The sequence below is a fragment of the Olivibacter sp. CPCC 100613 genome (assembly GCF_036959255.1).
Lineage (GTDB): Bacteria > Bacteroidota > Bacteroidia > Sphingobacteriales > Sphingobacteriaceae > Olivibacter.
Map to the genome: position 1 here is coordinate 21,132 of NZ_JAWMTI010000014.1, position 20,212 is coordinate 41,343.

The 20,212-nt window shown below is 43.2% G+C and carries 20 protein-coding genes; 4 read left to right on the forward strand and 16 right to left on the reverse strand.

What is annotated here, in order from left to right:
- Window positions 1-421: 421 nt before the first annotated feature.
- The 9 genes from RYH73_RS25495 to RYH73_RS25535 form a co-directional block, all read right to left on the reverse strand.
- On the reverse strand, window positions 422-619 hold the full coding sequence (locus tag RYH73_RS25495) for a hypothetical protein (protein WP_335316256.1): 198 nt from the start codon (window positions 617-619) through the stop codon (window positions 422-424).
- Between the two features lie 153 nt (window positions 620-772).
- Window positions 773-1,873: a M20/M25/M40 family metallo-hydrolase gene (locus tag RYH73_RS25500; protein WP_335316257.1), complete on the reverse strand. Its 1,101-nt coding sequence runs from the start codon at window positions 1,871-1,873 to the stop codon at window positions 773-775.
- A gap of 13 nt (window positions 1,874-1,886) precedes the next feature.
- On the reverse strand, window positions 1,887-2,501 hold the full coding sequence (locus RYH73_RS25505) for a GNAT family N-acetyltransferase (RefSeq protein ID WP_335316258.1): 615 nt from the start codon (window positions 2,499-2,501) through the stop codon (window positions 1,887-1,889).
- A 152-nt stretch (window positions 2,502-2,653) separates the two neighbouring features.
- Window positions 2,654-3,718, reverse strand: a complete 1,065-nt coding sequence (arsB, locus tag RYH73_RS25510; protein WP_335316259.1) for an ACR3 family arsenite efflux transporter — start codon at window positions 3,716-3,718, stop codon at window positions 2,654-2,656.
- On the reverse strand, window positions 3,705-4,142 hold the full coding sequence (locus RYH73_RS25515; protein ID WP_335316260.1) for an arsenate reductase ArsC: 438 nt from the start codon (window positions 4,140-4,142) through the stop codon (window positions 3,705-3,707). Before RYH73_RS25515 ends, arsB begins: the two co-directional genes overlap by 14 nt.
- Before the next feature lie 11 nt (window positions 4,143-4,153).
- Entirely contained in the window at window positions 4,154-4,645 is a 492-nt protein-coding gene (locus tag RYH73_RS25520) for a GNAT family N-acetyltransferase (RefSeq protein ID WP_335316261.1), read from the reverse strand.
- 9 nt (window positions 4,646-4,654) lie between these two features.
- The gene (locus tag RYH73_RS25525; protein ID WP_335316262.1) at window positions 4,655-5,218 is read right to left on the reverse strand and encodes a DUF6428 family protein; all 564 of its coding nucleotides are present in this window, start codon (window positions 5,216-5,218) and stop codon (window positions 4,655-4,657) included.
- 37 nt (window positions 5,219-5,255) lie between these two features.
- On the reverse strand, window positions 5,256-5,585 hold the full coding sequence (locus RYH73_RS25530) for an ArsR/SmtB family transcription factor (protein WP_335316263.1): 330 nt from the start codon (window positions 5,583-5,585) through the stop codon (window positions 5,256-5,258).
- Window positions 5,586-5,755: 170 nt separating this feature from the next.
- Window positions 5,756-6,778 (reverse strand): zinc-dependent alcohol dehydrogenase family protein, encoded by a 1,023-nt coding sequence (locus RYH73_RS25535; RefSeq protein WP_335316264.1) that lies wholly within the window; start codon window positions 6,776-6,778, stop codon window positions 5,756-5,758.
- A 111-nt stretch (window positions 6,779-6,889) separates the two neighbouring features.
- Here RYH73_RS25535 and RYH73_RS25540 point away from each other — a divergent pair, with 111 nt between their 5' ends.
- Both RYH73_RS25540 and RYH73_RS25545 read left to right on the forward strand, forming a co-directional pair.
- Window positions 6,890-7,255, forward strand: coding sequence for a winged helix-turn-helix transcriptional regulator (locus RYH73_RS25540; protein WP_335316265.1), 366 nt, complete (start codon window positions 6,890-6,892; stop codon window positions 7,253-7,255).
- A 132-nt stretch (window positions 7,256-7,387) separates the two neighbouring features.
- Complete coding sequence (locus RYH73_RS25545; RefSeq protein WP_335316266.1) at window positions 7,388-8,395, forward strand: terpene synthase family protein; 1,008 nt, start codon at window positions 7,388-7,390, stop codon at window positions 8,393-8,395.
- A 103-nt stretch (window positions 8,396-8,498) separates the two neighbouring features.
- Here RYH73_RS25545 and RYH73_RS25550 read toward each other — a convergent pair whose 3' ends face one another.
- Complete coding sequence (locus tag RYH73_RS25550; protein WP_335316267.1) at window positions 8,499-8,969, reverse strand: SRPBCC family protein; 471 nt, start codon at window positions 8,967-8,969, stop codon at window positions 8,499-8,501.
- Window positions 8,959-9,291: an ArsR/SmtB family transcription factor gene (locus RYH73_RS25555; protein ID WP_335316268.1), complete on the reverse strand. Its 333-nt coding sequence runs from the start codon at window positions 9,289-9,291 to the stop codon at window positions 8,959-8,961. The genes RYH73_RS25550 and RYH73_RS25555 overlap by 11 nt, the downstream gene beginning before the upstream one ends.
- Before the next feature lie 221 nt (window positions 9,292-9,512).
- Here RYH73_RS25555 and RYH73_RS25560 point away from each other — a divergent pair, with 221 nt between their 5' ends.
- Together RYH73_RS25560 and RYH73_RS25565 are read left to right on the forward strand one after the other, a co-directional pair.
- Complete coding sequence (locus RYH73_RS25560) at window positions 9,513-10,388, forward strand: SDR family oxidoreductase (RefSeq protein WP_335316269.1); 876 nt, start codon at window positions 9,513-9,515, stop codon at window positions 10,386-10,388.
- A gap of 71 nt (window positions 10,389-10,459) precedes the next feature.
- On the forward strand, window positions 10,460-11,380 hold the full coding sequence (locus RYH73_RS25565; protein WP_335316270.1) for a helix-turn-helix domain-containing protein: 921 nt from the start codon (window positions 10,460-10,462) through the stop codon (window positions 11,378-11,380).
- A gap of 126 nt (window positions 11,381-11,506) precedes the next feature.
- Here RYH73_RS25565 and RYH73_RS25570 read toward each other — a convergent pair whose 3' ends face one another.
- From RYH73_RS25570 to RYH73_RS25590, 5 genes are all read right to left on the reverse strand, one after another.
- The gene (locus tag RYH73_RS25570) at window positions 11,507-13,150 is read right to left on the reverse strand and encodes an alpha-L-fucosidase (RefSeq protein WP_335316271.1); all 1,644 of its coding nucleotides are present in this window, start codon (window positions 13,148-13,150) and stop codon (window positions 11,507-11,509) included.
- Window positions 13,151-13,199: 49 nt separating this feature from the next.
- Complete coding sequence (locus RYH73_RS25575) at window positions 13,200-14,822, reverse strand: RagB/SusD family nutrient uptake outer membrane protein (RefSeq protein ID WP_335316272.1); 1,623 nt, start codon at window positions 14,820-14,822, stop codon at window positions 13,200-13,202.
- A gap of 30 nt (window positions 14,823-14,852) precedes the next feature.
- Entirely contained in the window at window positions 14,853-18,209 is a 3,357-nt protein-coding gene (locus RYH73_RS25580) for a SusC/RagA family TonB-linked outer membrane protein (RefSeq protein WP_335316273.1), read from the reverse strand.
- 161 nt (window positions 18,210-18,370) lie between these two features.
- Complete coding sequence (locus RYH73_RS25585) at window positions 18,371-19,309, reverse strand: FecR family protein (protein WP_335316274.1); 939 nt, start codon at window positions 19,307-19,309, stop codon at window positions 18,371-18,373.
- Window positions 19,310-19,376: 67 nt separating this feature from the next.
- Complete coding sequence (locus RYH73_RS25590) at window positions 19,377-19,967, reverse strand: RNA polymerase sigma factor (RefSeq protein ID WP_335316275.1); 591 nt, start codon at window positions 19,965-19,967, stop codon at window positions 19,377-19,379.
- Window positions 19,968-20,212: the final 245 nt, after the last annotated feature.

Genomic DNA, 20,212 nt, shown 5'->3' on the forward strand with positions numbered 1-20,212 from the left:
TATTGGCGCAAAATAATGATTATCCGAATCGGAATAGGCATTGATCCACACCTGTCCAAAATAAATTTTGGGGACAAAAAATAGAAGGTTCTCGGCTATAAGAGGCGCTATTTTTATTGGGAAAACAAAAGTATCCCTGGGTGTTGGTGTAAATTTAATATGATTTAACACATAGATGAATTGTTTATATTAAAGGAACGATTATTTTACCTTCTTTCTTTTCATTAAGTTTTCGTTTTTTAAGGCATTCAAGCTTTCCCTAAAGGGAAGGTCCGCGAAATAAAGAAGCAAAGAGCCGACCGTAGGGAGTCCATGAACACCTTTGAAAAAAATGAAGTAGTGAATAAAATCGCCGCTTTAAAATTTACAGGAACGGATCGTGCCTCCCGGTGCTATTTGTAAATTTTGGAGGCGGCATTTTTTAGAACGAAGGGCTTTTACTTTTAACCGGACGTATTATTATCTTCAGCCCTAATGTAGCCCTGCGCGTGGGTAAAACGGCCTTGGAGAATACCGATGCAACGAGCAGTAAAGCATTTGCACGTCTGTTCATATGGCAATACGCAAGCGGATTGAGGAAGTGAAACGGCTCCAATACGCGCCATGAATGCTTTGCCATCAGGTGCAAGGTAAGCTACACGGCCTTGATGTTTGCCTCACTTTGCATCGAAGGTAAAGTGAGATGAAATTAAGAAAATAAAAATATGACTAAAATAATCCTTCTATTTTTTTAAGTAAAACCGACCAACGGAGCTCCCATATTTCCTAATTATTATTTAACGTCTTGGACGGATGTGGCATTGATCAACATCGATGTCATGGTATCTAGCAATGCGATATAACCTTTTATCCCCTCATCGATCTCCCGAAGATAGATATATTCATCTGCCATATGCGATCGGACAGAGTCTCCCGGACCGATTTTTATGGAAGGGATATCCAACCATCCCTGATCCGAACAGGTAGGTGACGCAAAGGTTTTCATTCCCAGAGCCAACCCCGCCTTTACAATCGGGTGTTCAATGGAAATGCGAGACGGGTTCATAATACTGGTGGCCACACGGAGCTCAGCAGACATATTAGCTTTCATCGTTTCGAGAACTTCATCTGCAGAATATGCTTCTGTCAATCGCACATCAACCGTAAAGATGCACTCATCCGGGATGATATTGGGTTGCAGCCCTCCTTTTATCTGTGTAGCAGACATTTTAACCGGTCCCAAAAGATCAGACTCTTTTGTAAACCGATATTGTTCAATCCACTGGATATCTCGCAACGCCTTTGAAATAGCATTATCGCCTTCTGTTCTCGCGGCATGCCCTGCCCGACCTTGAGCCCTGCAAGTGATTACCATGTTTCCCTTTTCAGCAATTGCCATTTGCATGTTGGTAGGTTCACCCACAATGGCCATATCAATCGAATGCAGGTGTGATAAAACCAGCTTTATCCCGTTTTGGCCCGAATTCTCTTCTTCTGCCGTTAGAGCAAGGCATAAATTGAATGGCAGCTCAGGTCGGCTATCAAAATGTAAAAACGCTGCGATCAACGAAACCAGGCAACCACCTGCATCATTTGATCCCAGACCATATAATTTCCCCTCTTCCAGAGCAGGGTGGTAAGGATCGCGTCTGTAACCACCGTTGGGCAACACCGTATCGTGGTGTGAGTTTAGTAAAACAGTTGCCTTCTTTGAGTTGAAGGCCCGATTATAAGCCCAGATGTTGTTGCCCACACTGTATACATTGATATCACGCGCCACCAGAAATGAACGTATTAGTTTTGCCGAATCTTTTTCCTCTCCGCTGGGGGAGGGTGTACTGATCAACGACTTCAACAGCGCTAAGCTGTCTTCATACAATTTTTCCGTTTCCATATGCTCTTAGGATTTAGGCGTTTGTTTCCACCTGCACGCGCATTGATTTTTTATCGGGACAGGGTTCCATGCTTCGGGGGTCGAAGCGCATTGCGGTGCAGAGACAGTTATGATAGCCCTTCTCTACCAGTAAGCCATAGTTTACGCAACTTTTGCAACCTGCCCAGAATTCGGGGTCATGTGTGATCTCTTCAAAGGTCACCGGCTCAAAGCCGAGCCTGCTATTCATCTTCATAACCGCTATTCCCGTGGTGATACTGAATACGCTCGCTAAGGGATATTTTTCGCGGGAAAGCGCAAAGACATGTTGTTTGATTGCAGATGCAACACCGGTATGTCGAAATTCCGGGGCAACGATCAGTCCGGAATTGGAAACGAATTTCCCATTCTCCCAAACCGTTATATAGGCAAATCCAACCCAATGTCCGCTAGCGGTAATGGCGATAATACCATTTCCTTCACACATACATCGTATCAGTGATTCAGGGTTACGCTTTGCTATTCCCGTGCCCCTCGCGCGAGCAGACTGTTCGGTTTCGACGATGATTTCATCCACAAATTTAATATCTGCCAGGCCCGCTTTGCGGACCGCTATCCATTCATCTTCCATATGCTGTTTAATACTCATTTATAAGTTACCGTATCTGCACCAAATGTGTTCCATTCGCTACACAAAACAAACAAAACACTGAAAAATAACAACTTATAAAAAAACAAACTTTATCAGCAACGGAATTATACTATCAAAATGATAAGCTTTTACTAAAATGAGAGGATTAACTATTTACTATAATATTTTTTTCGGAACCAAAAGGCAAGGTTAACAAGGGCAATTAGCGCCGGAACCTCTACCAAAGGGCCTATAACACCTGCAAAAGCCTGGCCTGAATTAATTCCGAACACGCCGATTGCTACCGCAATTGCAAGCTCAAAATTATTTCCGGTTGCTGTAAAAGCGATTGAAGTGTTTTTTGAATAGTCGGCTCCAAAACGTCTACCGATCATGAAACTGAAAATAAACATAAAAGTAAAATAAATTACCAACGGGATGGCTATCCGCACTACATCCATCGGAATCTGAACGATCAATTCACCCTTTAAACTAAACATGATCACGATGGTAAACAACAGGGCAATCAAGGTAATGGGAGATATAAAAGGAAGATATTTCTCCCGAAACCATTTCTCTCCCTTCATAGCTATTAATCCATAGCGGCTGATCAATCCCATGGCAAAAGGAATACCCAGATAAATCCCTACGCTTTTCGCTATTTCGCCAACGGTGATGTTTACTTCAGTCCCTTCAATTCCGAAGAAAGGAGGAAGTACTGTAATAAAAACATAGGCAAATACGCTATAGAACAGCACTTGAAATATACTATTAAGCGCTATGAGACCCGCAGCGTACTCCCGGTTTCCTTCGGCCAGTTCATTCCAAACCACCACCATGGCGATACAACGTGCCAAGCCGATCAGAATCAGACCGATCATATATTCCGGGTACCCCCTTAAAAAGGTGATGGCCAAAAAGAACATCAGCAGCGGGCCTATGACCCAATTCAGTATAAGGGAAACGCCGAGCACTTTACCATCTTTGAACACCTTACCCAGGTTTTCATACTTCACTTTTGCCAAAGGAGGATACATCATTAATAGCAAACCTATCGCCAAGGGTATATTGGTCGTACCGCTCGAATAAGCATTGATAGAAGCAGTTGTCGACGGGATAAAATAACCCATTCCGATACCGACTGCCATCGCGATAAAAATCCATAGCGTCAGATAGCGATCAAGAAAGTTTAGTTTTTTACGGCCGTTAATGGGGGTGCAACTATTCGTCGGCATCTCGTCCGTTATTTACATGTTTCTCGATAAAATCTTTCATATAGGTTTTCACCAGATCCCTTACCGCTCGGAATTCTTTAAGGACTTCTTCAGAGGTGCCCATAGCTTTGGCAGGATCGGGAAAGTTATGATGGAACTTCTGAGCCTTTGTTGGGAAATAAGGGCAGCTTTCCTTCGCATTGTCACATACCGTGATGACATAGTCAAAATCAATGTGACTGTATTCATCCACATGGTTGGAGGTGTGCCCCGAAATATCGATACCATCCTCCTTCATCACTTGAATCGCCTTCGGATTAACCCCATGCGTTTCAATACCCGCGCTGTACACTTCAGCCTTTCCCTGTGCGAAATAGCGTAAATAACCCTCTGCCAGCTGACTTCTGCAGCTATTGCCTGTACATAAAACCAATATTTTCTTCATTGTTTTTTTAATTAATCAATTCCTACCACTTTGCTCCGCCGTTCCATCAATATCGTATCGCGCCAGATACTTCCGTGCTTACCGATCTTTTCCCGATAACCGAGTTTTCGAAAGCCATGCTTTTTGTGTAAACGAATACTCGCTTCATTCTCCGGAAATATACCGGACTGAAGGGTCCACAGCCCCTGTTTTTCGCTACTTGCGATGAGTGCACTCATCAAGAAATCACCCACACCTTTTCCACGGTATCTTTCCTCTATGTATATACTTACTTCCGCTACACCCGCATAGACACAACGACTTGAAACGGGTGAAAGCGCTGCCCAGCCTGCTATATGGCCGTCAATACTTGCTAAAAAACGGGAATGTCCAAGGTGTGATCGGTTCCAATCCTCCCAACTCGGTGCTTCCGTTTGAAAGGTAGCATGGCCTGTAGCTATTCCTTGTAGATAAATAGATTCTACTGCGGGCCAGTCTGTTTCATTCATTATATTGAGTTCCATGGGTCTATTTTAGCAACATCCCGAACCTGGTGTACAGCCTTGAACGGCCACTAAATTGACCATCTCGCTCTTGCTTTCTTCTTCCTGAATCGGTGCACAGCATTCTTCACCTTGATCATTCGTACCACAACTACCACCACGTCCGATTGCTTTACATTGTGTCGCATCAGGAATAAGATTGACCAGCAGATCTTCACCATGCAAGGTCAAATCCGCCGGAAACATCTGCCGGGTATCAAATTCCGAATTGCCGAATTCAATCTTAACAATACCCGAAGGATTTAAAGGAAGCGATTTTTCCACCAACTCAATAATCGATAGCGCTTTACCCACCTTCATCGCTCTTCCCGAATCGCCCGTAGCCGGTTCCCAAAGTTGCACAATGATCTCCGTCCACGCATTCATCACGCCACCACAATCCACAGAAGTAATAGGAGCCTGTTTGATCTCTGTGATATGATAAGAAGCATCTACCCGCTTTTCTTCAGCATATTGAAACTGTAAAGTTGCTTCTGCATTTTTTGTCAATTGGGCTTTAAAATCACCCCAGCGCATCAAATTATTCTTACTCATAATATTGCAATTTAACGATATATTAATCCAAAATTTTTTAGCAGCACTCCGTATTCGGAACGTATCCCTCAAAAAAGGTACCTACCGTTTCTTTAAACAGTTTCCAATTTTCCGGGTGGATACAATAACATACACTTACTCCTTCAATAGTACCTTGTATCAGTCCTGCCGTTTTCAGTTCCTTTAAATGCTGAGAAATGGTGGCCTGCGCCAAACCAAGCTCTTCCACCAGATCCCCGTTGATACAGGTCTTAGAAGCCATGATGTATTGCAGAATAGCAATACGGGCGGGATGCGCCACTGCCTTCAGCAATACCGCTAATCTGTTCTGTTCTTCCGTAAATATTTCTGTCCTGGTAACACCCATGATCTGTTCTTATTTATTGCAATATTACGATAAATATTTTAAACCTGCAATAATTTGTTAGTTATTAACTGTTAGTTACTGGTTATTAGTTGTTAGTATCCGTAATACCAGTACTAGAAGTACAAATGAACGACTCAACTATTTAACTACTCAACCACTCAACCACTCACCTATACCTCCATCACAATTTTACCAAAAGGTCCGCGGTCCAAATGATCAAGTGCCAGAGGCAAATCAGTAATCGAATAGCATGTGTCGATGATCGGTTTTATTTTATGCTGATCGATTGCGCGGACCAACCTTTCCAAAGCTCGACGATGCCCGGTACCAATTCCCTGAATTTTCACATCCTTAAACAAGAGCGGCATGATCGGCGACGAAATCTCAAAGCCCTCCAACGCACCAATCAGGGAGATCGTTCCGCCAACTGCCACTGCAGCTGCCGCTTTTCCCAGATGCGCGCCTCCCACCAGTTCAAGGATGTGATCCGCCCCACGGTTTTGCGTAATGCGATGTACTCCCTCCGCCAAATCTTCCACCTGCCTATTAATCACGTGGTCCGCACCCACCATTCGTGCGCGCTCAAGTTTATCAGCCGTTCCGGAAACAATCACTTCCGCTCCGCACATTTTGGCAATTTGAACACCAAACAACGCAACCCCTCCCGTCCCTTCGATCAATACGGTTTTACCCGGACGTATTTCCCCGCGCTCCACCAAAGCGAACCAAGCCGTCAGTCCGGAACAGGGTAGCGTGCAGGCCTCCACATCACGCAGTGATTCAGGAGCATGCACAAACCAATCTTCAGAAAACACCACATATTGCGCCAAAACTCCGGGATAAAAACCACCCAATGTCCGATAAGCAGGTGTTTGAGCATCTCCCGGGCGGGCACCATCAACCCAATCCGGCGTAAATGCAGCGATAACCCGATCGCCAATTCCGAATCGGGTAGCATCCTTACCAAGACCAACAACCGTACCTGCAAGGTCAGAACCCGGGGTGAATGGAAATTGAATCGGTAATCCACGCCCGGTTTCAATGACCATCTTATCACGATAATTAAGAGACACGGCTGATACCTTCACCAAAACTTCACCGCTTTTGGGCTGCGGAATTGTCGCTTCTCTCCATACCAATTGTGCTCGTCCAATACCATCTAGTTGCCAGCTCTTCATTTTATGATCTCCCATTTTCAAATTTTAATGATCCAAAGGCAAAGTTATTCAGCTCAAAAAAGCTGTGCAATAACCGATAAATTTATCAGTACCTAACCACAGTACAATATTTTTTAATTTTGTACAATGGCAAATTACGAACGAAAAATCCCTATACTGGATTGCGGACATGAGTACACACGAAGGGTTCTTCACGGTAAGTGGAAAATCAGGATTTTACTTTATATAGCAGAAGGAATTAACCGCCCCAGCGAATTGGAACGCCATATTCCGCAAGCTACCCGAAGAGTGCTCGATGCACAATTGGCAGAGCTCTTCAAACATGGTATTATTGCCAAAACCATATTTGATGAATCCGTAAAACATGTTGAATACTACCTTACAGACTTAGGAAACTCGCTAATGCCTATTGTTGCGATGATGGGGAAATGGGGCAACACCCATATCGACAAGCTGCGGAAAGCGATCAATACATCGACCGCACTTGCCTAATCGTTAGTTGCTAGTTGTACTTGATGCATATGATCAACAAAATGAACAGAATGAATTGATCTTTTTGATAAACAGCTAATTATATTTATTTCCGACAATATAAACGTGCTTTTTCTTCATGCAATTGATATCATGACAAAAGACCAAGAATTCTATGCGCTGTTTCAGAACATGCAACGTCCCGTATACCCTTTCCCTAATCTGATCTCTCCTTTTGCAGAAGAGATGCGCGAGCTCTATTACCATTGGATTGATACGGATTATAATTTTCACTCTGAAAAAGCACGGGAAACCCACAAAAAACACGTACTCACCGACATAGCGGCTCGCGGTCTGCCCTTGTTGAAAACATTGGACGAATTATTTCCCATAGCAAGTTTCGCAGCTAATGGCGCAATGATGGATGATTATTTCGACCATTGCAATTACGAGGAGATGTATGCCATCCGAGCGCGGAGTATGGCCTTACTCAATGGACAAGAAAATGAAGAACCGACTGATTTCGGGATATTTCGTCAATTTTATTTAATCAGGCAGCGGGCTATTAAATGTGGCATGCCACCACGCTTATATGACAAATTTATAGCCAGCATCCATAACTTGTTAATAGGTTATCAGGATGAAAAGCGCTATATGTCCGCCGATACCATCCCCCCATTTCCGGTTTACTTAGTACTTCGCGAAGATACTAGCGGAGGTTTGCCTTTTTGCAAATACGTAGCGATGCAAAAAGACTTCCGAACGCTACCGGATGCCGTATTGGAACATCCCCATATTTTGCGTTTACATACCTTAGCGGCCCTGATGATCGGAGTACATAATGATCTTATTTCGCTGCCGAAGGAACTGAACCGGAAAGGAGATGTCATTAACATCGTAAAAGTGATACACCATGAAAATGATGTATCATGGGAAGAAGCCTATAAAATGGCACTGGATTTTCATGACAAGCTGCTGAACGAATTTACTCTATTGCACGAGCACCTACCTAATTTCGGGCCCTGGCAGGCACTTACCTATGATTATGTACTCACCATCGGAATTATGATACAAGGCGTATATGCTTGGCATACTAATGATAAAGCCCGTTATGTTCCCGGCGGTTACGTAGAACCGGAATATCAACGACCGGATCGTTGAGTAGTTGAGGTTAAGTAGGGAATTAGTTAAGTAGTTGATTTGTACTTCTAGGACTGGTATTACAGATACCAATAACTAACAACCAATAACTAACAACCAACAACTAATCACCAATAACTAATAACCGGTTTAGTTTGTTAAACATTTCAATCCAGCCCTGATAGGCACCTGTTTTCTTGGCTTCCTCTTCCGAAACTGCCTCGTGGATAGTCGCTTTTGTTTTATTACCTATAGATTCGAAGGTCACGGTAGTCAGGATTTCGCCCGGCCATTCTGCTGACGGAGCCACCGCATTCCCTTTCTCATCTGAAAGATGTATAGTAAAAACAAGCTTTTCAGGAGGCTGTATTTCCAAATAAACCCCGGCAACCCACGCGCTTCCATGCAATGGATGATGAATAGTGTAATGAAATCGTCCGCCCTCTTTCACTTCGATCGATTTGTATTCGATGGTACATCCATCCGGTGCGTACCAATACTTCAGCTTTTCCGGGTCAGTCCATGCCTTGAAAACTCGATCAATGGGTGCTTCAAATAGGTGGCTTATGAACAGTTCTTTTTCTTTAGATTTCATGATTCTTATTTTTTGTATCCGTTAAAAATTTATCCAATTTCTCAAAGCGTTGATTCCATCGCTTACGTGAAGCATTCACCCAATCAACTACTTCATCCAATTGATCCAACCGCGCTTCACAAAATTGTTCTCGACCTTTCTGCGTAAGCGATACCATACCGCATTCACTTAGTACTTTAAGGTGTTTGGCAATCCCCTGCCGGGTAATTCCCGAATCCGCTACAATTTGACCAATATTTAAAGCCCCTCCCGATAACTTCTGAATGATCATTCTTCTCGTCGGGTCAGCAATCGCTTGAAAAACGTCTCTTCTTTCTATCATTATACAACCATTTGGTTGTGCAAATATATATACAACCGAATGGTTGTGCAAATTTTTCTTTCACTTTTAATGACCAACAACTCATCATCAGAATTAGTTAATAAGTTGAGTAGTTGAGACGAACCAATAGCTAACAACCGATTCGGCTACAGCAATCTGACTTTCGGCTACATATGTTTTTTGTTCATACAAGAACTTTGTATCAACAAAACAGTTAAAAGATGAACATATTTGTAACAGGAGCATCAGGCTTCATCGGTTCTGCAATAGTCAACGAATTGATCCTCGCAGGACATCAGGTTATTGGCTTGGCACGTTCGGAAGCATCGGCAAAAATTATCCGTGACGCAGGCGCAACAGTTTTATTGGGAACGCTCGAAGACTTGGATATTTTGAGACAAGGCGCTTCGCAGGCAGACGGTGTTATTCACACGGCTTTTATCCACGATTTTACACAATACTTAAAGGCAGGTGAAGTGGATAAAATCGCCATCAATACCATGGGAACTGCCTTGGCAGGTACCCATAAACCTCTGGTGGTCACTTCCGGTATGCTGGGTTTATCCACCACCAACGGCTTTATTACGGAAGAAAGTTCGGCTGAAAATTCTCCCCGAACATCAGAAACTACGGCCTTGGCATTAGTAGAAGAAGGAATTCATGCTTCTTCAGTTCGTTTACCTCCGTCTGTTCATGATAAAGGAGATAAAGGCTTTATTCCCTTTATTATTGGGCAGGCACGCAAGCATGGTGTCTCTGCCTATCCCGAAGAAGGGAAAAACCATTGGTCTGCAGTACATCGTTTAGATGCTGCCAAAGCGTTCCGCCTGGCGGTAGAAAAAGCGGCAAAAGGAGGCATATACAATGTGGTGGGCGATCAGGCCGTTGCAACCAAAACAATTGCTGAGCTGATCGGTAAACAATTGGATCTACCGGTTCGATCCGTTTCAGGAGAGGCTATTGCAACGCATTTTGACTGGATGAGCCGTTTCATTACCTTTGAAGGTGCTGCTATCGGAGCCAAAACGCAAGAACAATTGGATTGGAAACCCACACATATCGGTTTACTGGAAGATATGCAGGAAAATTATTTCTAAATTTTAAAACATCGTTCGTCATTGCTGCGTTTCAGGCAATGACGAACGATCTTAAAAAATCCAAATCGAAAATGGAAAACAAGTCCCCCATCCGATTAAAGACTATCAGTGAATTTCACAAGTCGCGCGGTTTAGCACAGCCCCAGCATCCGCTCATCAGTATTGTCGATTTTGGCACCATTCCACGTACTGCCGATATCAGCGATAAAAGCTGGGTGTTTGACTTTTATCAACTATCACTAAAAAGAGGTATCGATTTCAAGATGAAATACGGACAACAGGCATACGATTTTGACGAAGGGGTTATGGGCTTTGTTGCGCCGAATCAGGTTTTTAAAATCGAACACGGACCGCGTTCTACCCAAGTCCGTTCGGGTTGGATGTTGCTTGTTCATCCCGATTTTTTATGGGATACCCCACTCGCAAAAACCATTAAGCAATATGAATATTTTGATTATGCCATTAACGAAGCGTTATTTTTATCGGAAAAAGAAGAAGCAACCCTGAACGGAATTATCGAGAATATCCGTCAGGAATATCATGCAAATATAGACAAGTTCAGCAAACAGATCATTATTTCGCAAATTGAAACCTTGCTGTCCTATTCCGAAAGGTTTTACCACCGCCAATTCATCACAAGAGAAAAAAACAATCATCAGGTTCTGCATCGCCTGGAAGAGCTTTTAAATCATTATTTTGATCAGGGGAATTTAATTTCGACCGGCTTACCAACGGTTCAGGATGTTGCCGATCAACTGCATGTTTCCCAACGATATTTAAGTACGCTGCTCAAAATGCTTACCGGGCAGAGTACCCAACAGCATATTCACAATAAACTGATCGAAAAAGCGAAAGAAAAGCTTTCGACTACCGATTTATCGGTTTCTGAAATTGCTTATGCACTTGGTTTCGAACATTCACAATCATTCAGCAAACTGTTTAAATCCAAAACGGATTTATCACCAATCGAATTTAGGCAATCGTTTAATTGAGAAAAAACAGGATTATTTTTTCTCAATTAAATTTTATTACCGCTTCCCTACTCAACTACTTTCCTACTCAAGTACCAGACGCCTCGCATAACGGGCGTCTGATGTTCGGGACAGTCATTTATACTTTCACGTGATTTTAAAAACATAAGCCGGTTGCTTTTTATCCACCGTATCTGAAAACGTAACTTCCAGACCAGTTGTTGTTTGCTTAAACCTAGCCTTACTCTTGGCACCCAAAAGCTGTACATTACTAGCGCGATAGTTCTCAGTACTTAAACTTTTGATTAAGCAACTCCCTGTTTCAGGCCAGCCCATTACAATGGCGTACAATACATTCCCTTTGATAGTGAATCTCACGTCTTCAGCCGTAAAGGGCTTATTTTTACCTTCGTTGAACCCCTGTGCCGACAAAGGCGCAGCATTTTCCATAGCGGGCCCCTCTCCAAAAACAGTCCAAGGCCTTGTACCAATTATGCTTTCGCTGTTTATGCTCATCCAGGAGGCAATTCCTTCGACCGTTTTGAGGGCTTCCGAATCAATGGAACCATCTCCTCTGAGCGGCACGCTCAAAAGAAGGTTCCCATTTTTACTTACCACATCAGCTAGCATATGGATAACCGTTTTGGCACTTTTATAACTTTTATTTTCATAGATGCGCCGATCATAGTGCCAGGCACCTATGCAGGTGCAGGTTTGCCATGGCTCCTTCTCTATCTGATTACTTTGCCCTCTCTCAATATCCCAAACCATGCATTTTCGTTGTTGCTCGTCGAGAATTTTCCCATTAATTACCGCCTCCAATTTACCATTGTGCTTTTGCTGACTGACATTGTAATAATGGGCTGCAATCCTTAAACCGGCATCATCTATCGGCCATAATGGTAATGCCGTATCATCGAAATAAATCAAGTCGGGCTCGTACTTATCAATAAGTTCGATCGTCCGATCGTGGAAATTATTGCAATAGTTTTTGGTAGGTACGTTTACGCCGTTACCCCAATTCCATTGACGGTGAATCATTCCATCATCTCTGCTATTTTCGCTTAATGGATGGTTTTGTGCATAGAGCTCCTGTGGGTCAAATCCATCCCACCATTTATTATGTCCATCAGCTTTGGTGATATTTCCGTCATAAGGTATATCTTTCAGCGGCCCTTTTTTGTCTGCACGTTGCGCTGTTTCATACCAAGTCCATGCATGTGCAGCGTGAACACTCACACCAAAACGTAAACCGCGCTTTTTGGCGGCCTTCGCCCAGCCTGCCATTAAATCTCTTTTGGGTCCCATCTTTGTAACATTCCATGGTTGGTGACTGCTGTCGTAGAGATCCATATTGTCGTGGTGGTTGGCTAAAGCCACAAAATACTGAGCTCCTGCACGCTTGTAAAGATCCAACAACATTTCGGGATCCCATTTGTCTGCTTTCCATTCATTGATTACATCTTTGAATCCGAATTTCGAAGGATGACCGTACTTTTGCACGTGGTATTTATATTGATCACTTCCCTCCTGATACATCCCTCGCGCGTACCAGTCACCTCGTTCAGGTTGGCACTGGGGCCCCCAATGTGCCCAAATACCAAACTTTGCCTCACGGAACCAATCTGGAACCTCATACTGTTCCAATGACTGCCATTCCGGTTTAAAATCGACTTTCGCTATCGGCGCATGGCTATGCAAGGTATTCAAGTTTGACCCGGCGATAGATTTACTCAACCAAAGCGAAGGGATAGCCATTCCCAGGGTTTTTATTACAGTTCTTCTTTTCATTTTTTTTCTTAATGTGTTTGTACTAGCATAAAGTGGCGTACAAGATAAATCAGTAACCTGCGTTTTGCGTAAGATTTCCGTTGATCTGGAGTTCAGACAAAGGAATGGGCCATAACTCATTCACACCCGCCTTGAAATTGCGCCGCTGATAGATCAGATAACCTTCATCATCCACAGGAAAATCCTTATATTCAGCAGGATTATCGGTTAATTTCATTCCCGTGAACTGCCTATTGAGTTCTTGTGCGGCAATACCCCATCGCAGCACATCAAAATACCGTAAGCCTTCAAATGCAAATTCAACCCGACGTTCCCGCCTGATCACCGACCGCAGGGAATCTATCCCCGTGAAGGTAATCTTAGGCATGGCAACATTCTGCCTTCCCCTCACCAAGTTGATCGTCGCATCCAAAAGCGGTTGGTCAATAGGGTCGCCAGCTTCCAGCTTAGATTCAAGGAAACTCAATAAAACCTCTGAATAACGGATAATCGCCCAGTTGCCCCCAAAATTCATCAGGTTTCCGTCGAAACTTTCGTCCATGAATTTCCGTATGCAGTAACCGCTCCAATTATATCGATTAAATCTATCCGGTGAGGTTGTACCAGGGCGCGCAATATAGGTCTGCCCTTTAAATACACTCCTATCGGAAATCAAAACCGTATAATCGAGGCGTGGATCCCTGTTTTCGTAAGGATCAGATGGATTGTATAGGCTAGATTCGCCAACCGGTTTTCCGTCTGTGCATTCAAATGCCTTCACCAATTCATTGTAGGGAGAAAACTGATGCCATCCTCCCCAAGTTTCCGGATAAAGGTATTGAGGCAAAACATGTCCATATACATCTTCCTGATATTGTGAAGTGAGCACAAATTCATCGGAGGCCACGTTACTGGCCGAATACAACTTGGTAAAGTCAGCGTAAATATGATATACATCAAACGCGATGATCTTTTTATAGCTCTCTGCAGCTTCCACCCATTTTTGACGTGCCATTTGCAAACGGCCCAAGATGGCCAGTGCTGCACCTGCTGTAATCCGCCCCTGTTCACTTGCAGGTCTGCTTGCCGGCAGAACTGCCGCACTTTCAATCAGCTCTGCTTCTGCAAAATCCCAAACTTCATCACGCGATGCCCGGATAACGTTGTTTGCTTCCTCGATGCTCAATACCTTGGTAACCAAGGGTACACCTCCGAAATAAAGCGCCAGATTGAAATATTCATAAGCCCTTAAGGTTTTGACTTCACCTATCATGGAAGTTTTCAGGCTTTCATCCATTTGCACTTCGCCGATATGATCCAGAAAGTTGTTGCAGGCTGCCAGCTTTTGATACGAATTTTTCCAATAGCCTTCGGTTACCCAATAAGCCGAGTTTAACGTACCATCCGTTACTCTATCCGGAATCAGCTCCTTTTCCGATCCGTTACCCGCCATCAGATCGAGGTACAGGAGGCTCCTTGGTGTCCAAAAGTCTTCGCCCTTCCATCCAGCTCCCGTGCTATAACAACCCACCAATGCCAGTTGGGCATCTTTTTCTGTTTTCCAGAAAGTAGCATCCGAGGCAGCATCCAGGGGTTGCTTGTCGAAAAAATCCTTGCTGCATGCTCCAAGAAATGCGCATGTGGCCAAAAACAGGTAGCATAACCCCTTTTGACCAAAATATGTGAATTTCATTATTATCTTCATGTTATTCATTATCAATTGTTAAAAATTAACATTCAATCCAAAAGTATATACGCTGGTTATCGGATAAAAAGGTGTGTTATCGCCCGTGTCTTGTCCCATCTCCGGATCCCAGCCCTGATAAAAGCTGCTGAGGGAAAATAAATTCTGTCCGCTGAAGAAAATACGTAGTCTATCCAATCGCATTTTTCTAGTGATTTTCTCCGGGAAAGAATACCCCAGCTGAATGTTCTTCAGGCGAAGAAAACTTGCATTCCGATTCCAGAATGTGGAAGGCATAATCGTTCCGGAACCCATATTTAGGCTACTCAATTTAATATATTCTGCATTTCGATCAGGATTCTCTGCCGTCCATCTATTTTCCGCCTGCCACCGCTGAATCTGTCCGCCGTTATAAAATGCGAACGCTTGGTAAGAACCCATCTGGCGATCAAAACCAGCCAATCCCTGAAATAGAACAGACAGATCCACACCTTGGTAATCAAACCGAAGGGTAGCACCATAGCTAAACTTGGGTACGGTATTGCCGATAATCGTTCGGTCATATGTAGGATCCACTACTCCATCGGGTATGCCATTGGGGCCGCTTATATCGGCGTATCGAACAAAACCGGGCTGGGCCGCATAGGGTTGTGTGGGATAGGTTGCAATATCGTTTTCGTCTATAAAAAGTCCGTCGGCTACATAACCATAAATAGCTCCCAACGGTTGCCCCACAAACAAATTCTTTGCAATATCCTGCGTTAGACCATCTGCCAATTTTGTTACTCGGTTTTTCGTATAGGTAAAATTCGGACTAAAGCCGATATTCAACTTCCCGATAGAGGTACGATAATCTATCAGGAATTCAAATCCGTTGTTTCGTACAGAAGCGGCGTTTACCTCAGATGGTGTCAATCCCAGCACGCTTGAAACCGTTAAATTATATAGAATATCGCGTGTACGCTTATCAAAATAGTCAATTACGAAGGCGAGTTTTCCTTGCATAAGCGAGAAATCGAGACCGACTCCTCTCACCTCTGTTGTCTCCCATGTAATATCGCTATTTGCCAAGGTGGTTAAACGCGCACCTGGGACCAGTACACCTCCGATCGGATAATTGTTGCCCAAGCTCAGCACATTCTGATAAGGATAATTACCAATGTTCTGATTTCCCAAGGTACCCCACGATGCACGCAATTTCAGATTATCGACCCCACTTACATGATCCTTAAAAAAAGGTTCTTCGGAGATCCGCCAAGCGGCAGAAACAGAAGGAAACAGGCCCCAACGCCCCTCGCTGGGAAAACGGGAAGTCCCGTCATACCGTGCATTCACCTCAAAAAGATAACGATCTGCCAATATATAGTTTACCCGACCAAAAAATGAGCGCAGGGCCCATTCGGCCGCTGAGCCAGACGATTGCATATTGGCAGATGACCCTGCATTTAGCTCGTGTAATAGATTGCTCGGAAAATCGTCACGGAAAGCGGTTGTCCAATCGGAGCGGAATTTTTCTTCAGCATAACCTGCTAACGCATTGATTGCATGCTTCCCATAAGTCTTATTAAACTGCAGTAACGATTGAAGTGTTAATAACGAGTTATCGCCCGAATTAACGGTTAGATTATTCGGACCAACCCGCTTATTTTGATCAAAAATAAAATCAGACGCAAAGCTATTGTTCGTAAAATTATTATAATTGTATCCTGCTTTACCACTCCAGATAAGCCCGGGTACTATTTCCCAGGCAAGTTCGGCTCCTCCTAAAAAAAACTTATTTGCGCGGTTCACGAAAGATTCGCTCGAAAGCCAGGCTTCCGGGCTGTAGTTGTCCTGGTAACCAAAGGTACCGTCAGACTTCCTGCCTGCATAAATGGGGCCCTGTCTGACAGCGAAACCGATCATATTCATCATTTCACCATCAAATTGTCTTGGCTCATTAGTTTGTGCACTATTACCCGTCATATTGACCTTCAGTGTAAGATTATCCAATATTTTACTATCCGAATTCAACATGAAGTTATAACGACGATAATTATTTTTAGCAACAACACCATCTTGATCCAGGTAACCAAAAGAAAATAGATACGAATTCTTATCCGAACCACCGGAAAAAGAAACGTTGTGATTCATCTGAAAGCCCGAGCCCGATGACAGCAGGTTTTTCAGGTGCGGTACGTTCGGATAATTGTCGGGATCAACGCCCGACCGGAACTTATCAATCTCTTCAGATGTATAGCTTAAGGCCTGTCCCATGTTGCGATTTGCTTCATTGAAAAGTTCCGCATATTCGGCCGAGCCGACAAAATCAGGGAGCTCTGTCACTTTTTGCCAGCCAACCGTATTATTGTACGAAACGCGAAGGCGACCACTTGTACCCCGTTTCGTCTCGATCAGAATAACCCCGTTTGCACCCCGAGTACCATATATGGAGGCTGACGCAGCGTCTTTTAATACTGAAATACTCTTTATGTTATTGGGATCGATATCATTCATCGAAGCGGCCAGACCATCAATCAGTACCAATGGATCGTTCCCGGCGCCCGAAAAAGTACCCTGCCCTCTGATGCGTATCGAAGCTGCATCATTTCCGGGACGTCCTGCGCTCTGAGAAACCGAGACCCCGCTTGCTAAACCAGCCAATGCCTGAGAAGCCTGGGTAATAGGCCGATCTTCGATGTCGGTCGCAGAAACGGACGAAACGGAACCGGTTAAATTCACCTTCCTCTGCGTGCCATAACCAACTACCACCACTTCGTCCAAGTCCGTAGAAGACTCGATTAATCTAACGTGTATAAATCCCTTGTTATTTACCGGTATCTCTTGCTGCTCATAACCGATATAGGTAAAAACCAGTACCGCATCGCCCGACACATCAGACAAGGTAAAGTTTCCCTTTTCGTCTGTCACAGCGCTTCTGCTCGTTCCCTTTACATGCACACTGATACCCGGTAACGGATTTCCATCGCCGGCCGAAACGACAGCCCCCTTAACGATATTTTGAAGGGTAGCCTTTTGTTTTTCCCCGGGCGAATTTGGTTGGTATCTTACGGCAATTACATTTCCATCGATTTCTTTAAAATCAAGCTTAGTTTGCCTACTGATTTCTTCCAAGATAGTTTTCAAGGGAGCTTCCTTGACGTTAAGAACTACTTGCAGCGGTACGGAAAGCAAATCCTTTTTATAGGTAAAGGAGACATTGACTTGCTTTTCAATTATATGAAAAGCATCCTGAATATGATCGGTTTTCAGGTTTATAGAGACCTTTTTGGAAGCTACCGTTTGAGAAAGAGCAATTTCCGCCTTTAACACAGAAAACGAAAAACAGATCAAAAATAAAGGCAATCCAAACCCAAACGACATAAGTACGAGTTTTCGTTGATTAGTTTTTTTCATTATATTAGATTGTTTGATTAAAAGTTGAACAGCGTCACTGTTGTGCCTGTGGAAAGAAGCAACAGCGACGAATCAGGATGGTCGTTATTTCTAAAATAGCGGCCATTAAATTTAATGTGCATCTACATATATTAATAAGGTTTATAATGTTAATGTATTAGTTAGCGATCAGTCATCGATAGCAGAATATGCTCCCCTTTTTTCTCGTACCCAATATTTAAGGAAAACTTCATGGCCTCCAAAAGTGTATTTAATGATGTGTTTTTATAGCGACCGATCATTTGAAGTTTTCCAATATCCGGATGACTTAATTTAATTTTAACATTGTACTTTCTTTGGATGGCCGGCAAGATTTCAGCGAGGCTATTGCCGTCAAAAACAATGTCACCTAGCTTCCAGGCCAATACGGTTTCCAGATTTTGATTCTTTAATACACGCGCTTTCGATTTTTCACTGTAAATAATCAGGTCATTTTTCGTTAATAGCCACTCTTTCTCATCATTAACGTCTTTTACGCCTACCTTACCGGTTTTTACCGCGACCGTGAATTTTTCATCTTTATATGACTTCACGTTAAAGGAAGTTCCATAGACTTTGACCCGCTTTTGTTCCGTTTCTATCACAAAAGGTACCTTTGCATTGTGTGCCACATCGAAAAATGCTTCCCCACTTATTTTAACTTTCCGCTCGCTGCCGTCAAATTGTTTGGGATATTCTATTTTCGAACCGGCATTGAGCCAAACCTGCGTTCCATCCGAAAGTAAAACGGAATCGATCTGACCTAATACAACGTCTTTTGCAATGGATACCGGATTTGTAGATTCCGCTTTCGGGGCCTTGTTATGAGGTAGAAAAAGCCACAAAGAAGTAACACATAGCAGTATACTCGCTGCTACGCCAATTTGCCGGCGTATCCTTTCCCTGTTTTTTTTACGAATCGTGGAAAGTTCGCGGCTTAGGTCGTCCCTCAGTTGATCTTCCATCAAGGAGTCCAACTCACCGGATTCCAATAATCTAAAAAAAAGTGCAGCTTCAGATCTACTGGCAGTTCCGCTGAGGTAACGATGTATTAATGTTTTATAAAAATCCAGGTCTTCCATAATCGCTTATAGAAGTAAAGACAAAAAAAAATGAAAATAGGCCACCCCTCTTTTCACTTTTTATTTTCTATAGAATAGACTTCAGGAGTAAAAATAGCACGAGGGGTAAATGCAGATCATGCTGTAAATACTTTTTTAAGGTATTTATGCACCGAATCATATGCTTTTTTACGGCACTTTTGGAAACACCCAACATTTTTGAAGACTCTTCGTAACTTTTCCCTTCAACCCTGCAGAGCTCAAACACCCGCTTTGTTTGTGCCGGCAACCGATTGAGTATTTCCTGAAGCTTTATTTGGTATTCTTTATCAATAACATGTTGGTCAACACTATTGATACCCGATTCGAAACGCGCTAAAATTTGTTGCTGTCGGGTAAAGTCCGTTGCAATCTTGTGTAAATAGTTGAGTGTATAGTTTTTTACGACAATGAATAAGTAGGATTCAAGCGATAAAACGTCGATAAGTTTGGATCTATCTGTCCAAATTTTCGCAAAAATTTCCTGCACCACATCTTCAACCAGATCCTCTGTTTTAATGTAGCGCTTAACTACGCGTAAAACAACCGGGTGATAAGCCTTATAGAACAGACTAAAGGCACTATGGTCTCCACAGCTAATAGCCTCCAAAACATCTTTACTTATTTTGTTAGATGCCATAGCCCATTTATCTCCAAATTGTTCTTAGGTCCACAGAAATTTCGGTTTATGTGTCAAATATACACATAAAATTCACCTATGCAAATAGGCTTTAACCCATATTACTGTCGCTGCACTGGTTATTCGTTACCGGTGATTTGTTATTCGTAGCCACACTTCTAGAGGCAATACTACTTAACGTCTCAACTACTTCCCTATCCTACGATTCAACGTCGTTGACTAATTGACCGACTAGCTAATTGGCT